This window comes from Streptomyces graminilatus, assembly GCF_001418565.1.
GTDB classification, from domain to species: Bacteria; Actinomycetota; Actinomycetes; order Streptomycetales; family Streptomycetaceae; genus Streptomyces; species Streptomyces graminilatus.
Genome location: NZ_LIQQ01000380.1, coordinates 1 through 2,796 on the forward strand (window position 1 = coordinate 1; position 2,796 = coordinate 2,796).

Annotated in this window: 2 protein-coding genes; both read left to right on the forward strand. The window is 68.5% G+C overall.

From position 1 onward, the window contains the following. Window positions 1-232 precede the first annotated feature (232 nt). Complete coding sequence (locus tag AOK08_RS29670) at window positions 233-661, forward strand: OsmC family protein (RefSeq protein ID WP_055531765.1); 429 nt, start codon at window positions 233-235, stop codon at window positions 659-661. 958 nt (window positions 662-1,619) lie between these two features. Next, entirely contained in the window at window positions 1,620-2,645 is a 1,026-nt protein-coding gene (locus tag AOK08_RS29675) for a trypsin-like serine peptidase (RefSeq protein WP_055531767.1), read from the forward strand. Window positions 2,646-2,796: the final 151 nt, after the last annotated feature.

The following is a 2,796-nucleotide window of genomic DNA, read 5'->3' on the forward strand; positions in this document are numbered from 1 at the left end:
GGTCACTCATGGCGAGGCCGCCGGAAAGGCGCGCGGTGCCGCCATCACGCGCGATCGGACAGCAACTGCTTCGACGCCACCGCAATTCGGCGCCTCGTACGGGCCCACCGGGACGCCGGAGGCCGAGCCGTCAGGCACGCTCCCGGCCCGCGGGGCCTGGCCGATCAGGAGAAGACGGTGAGCGGCCAAGCCCCCCGGGCACCTTCGGCCGACCGGTACTAGTCTCCTCGGCATGACCGAAAACGCCGCCCGATCCGTCACCGTCGAGCGCACCAGCACCGGCCACTTCGTCGCCACCAACACCCGTGGCGGCACGATCGCCTTCGGCACCGGCTCCGACAGCGAGTTCACCCCGGTCGAACTGCTCCTCGCCGCGCTCGGCGGCTGCTCGGCGGTGGACGTCGACGTCGCCACCGGCCGCCACGCCGAACCCGGCACGTTCTCCGTCGAGGTGACCGGCAACAAGGTGGCCGACGAACTCGGCAACCGCCTGACCGACCTCGCGGTCACCTTCACCGTCACCTTCCCGGACGGCGAAGGCGCGGACCGTGCCCGGACGATCCTGCCCCGCGCGGTGAAGGCCTCCCACGACCGGCTCTGCACGGTCAGCCGCACAGTGGAGACCGGTACACCGGTCACGGCGACCATCAAGGACGCCTGAAGGAAGTCGCAGGGTTGTACGAGGGACTCGGTGCCGTAGCCGCCGACACGCACCTGAGCACCTTCGGCCTAGACGCCTCGCGCCCGGTCGGGCCCTGCTCCCGTTGGGCAGCCGGCGCCTCGCCGCGGCGATCAGGAGTCCGGGCAGAGCCGCCAGATCGGCCGCCCCCTCCGCGTCGTCGGCGCCGTCGGGGAGCCCACCGCGCCAGCGCGGCCAGGAGATCTCGGCACGGACGGCAGGCCAGTTGGCGAGGACGTCGTTCCGGTGGTCGGGCCCGTAGCTCATGCGAATAGCGCGCTGGCTTCGGTCAGCCGTCGCATCAAGCCGTTGCCGGCCACTGTGACCGCTGGCGCCGAACTCGCCGCCCAACAGGGGGCCGGAGAGCTCATATGTGACGTAGCGCCATCTCAACCGGCTCGGATCCAGGCTCTTGACCAGTGGGGATGGCAGACCGATCCTGAAGTACCAGGAGAGCCGGGCCACTTGGTCCTTTGTCCTCTCGGGTCCGACCCCTTGCCCAGCCACCGTGCGGGCGCGCGTCCCCCCGACTTTGCCTGCCCCTTCGCCGATGGTTCAGACGCGCCAAAACACCCACCACGGTTTTCCTGGCATGCCTCCCTTTTTGGCCGGTTCACACCGGTCCGGCGGGTGAGGGCCGAGCCGTTCGCCGGTACCGGTCGAGAAACGGGACGCGGCAGACACCTCAACGTGCCCGCTCGGCGGAGAGGAGACGCGACTGACGCCACGACGGCTTTTATGACACTGCGGTCTGTGAAACAAGCGGAAATCCGGACTGGTCGGAAAAGACCGTAAATGAGGGATCCGTCGAAGTCAGAACAGAGCGGCTGATCTGAGGCTGTTTCGCACGTTCCCGCCCCGCCTAGGTTCGCTGTGCTCCGCACACTGATCGGTCATGCCGTCAGAAATACGCACTCCAACGACAACGAAGGAGAAGTTCGTGCGCAGTCTCAGACACGCGATACTCCCGCTGGCCGCGGCCACCGTACTGGCACTGATTGGTGCGGGAACGGCCGAGGCGGGGTCCGCCCAGGCCGGCACCAAGGCGCAGCTCACCAGCGGTGCTCCTACCGCTGCCGGGAACGGCGCGACCAGCGTCGGCCATACGGCGCGGCTCTCGAACGGGTCCGCGGTCGACTCGGCACGGGACGCCGCCGCGCTGGCCCGCTTCTGGACGCCGGAGCGGATGGCGAAGGCTGTCTCGCTCGACAAGGTGGCCGCCCCGGCGCGGGCGGACGCCGCCAGGAAACTCGTACCCACCGGGAACCCGGGGACGACCCCGGCCGCCTCCGCACGCTCCAGCACCGCGTCCCCGCGCATCAACGAATCCGCGGCGGTGGGCAAGGTGTTCTTCACCAACCCCAGCAACGGCGGCACCTACGCTTGTTCGGCGAGCGCTCTCAACAGTGACTCGAAACAGATGGTGGTCACAGCCGGGCACTGCGTGCACGGCGGCAGCGGCGGCACCTGGATGACCAACTGGGTCTACGTGCCTCGCTACCGCAACGGAAACAGGCCGTTCGGCACGTTCGCCGCCAAGCAGATGCGCACGTTCACCGCCTGGATCAACAGCAGCGACCTCAGGCGGGACGTGGCCATGGTGACCACCTGGCCGCTCAACGGCAACAAGATCGTCAATGTCACCGGCGGTCACGGAATGAGCTGGAACTTCTCGCGCACGCAGCCCATCACCATCCTGGGCTACCCCGGCAACTTCAACAGCGGGGAAGTCCAGTGGGCGTGTACGGGCACGACAAGGGCAGCCAGTGACAACGGCATCGAGCTGCAGTGCAACTTCGGCGGCGGCTCCAGCGGTGGACCATGGCTGCGCGTCTTCAACGACTCCAATGGTCTCGGGTCCGTCAACGGAGTGATGAGCACCGTCACTTCGAACGGCTGGAACGAGGCCGCCTACTTCGACGACGCGGTCAAGGGCATGTTCGACGCCCAGGGCGGCGTCACCTGACCACCACCTGACCACCCGACAGACGCAACACCGGACAGGACAAGGAGGCAGTCCCATGCGTCGCAGTAGTCTGAGCCGCTGGGCGGTGGCAGCCGCCCTCGTCGCCGCCGTCGTGGCTATGGCCGCATGGCGTACGGCGGCCACGGCCTCG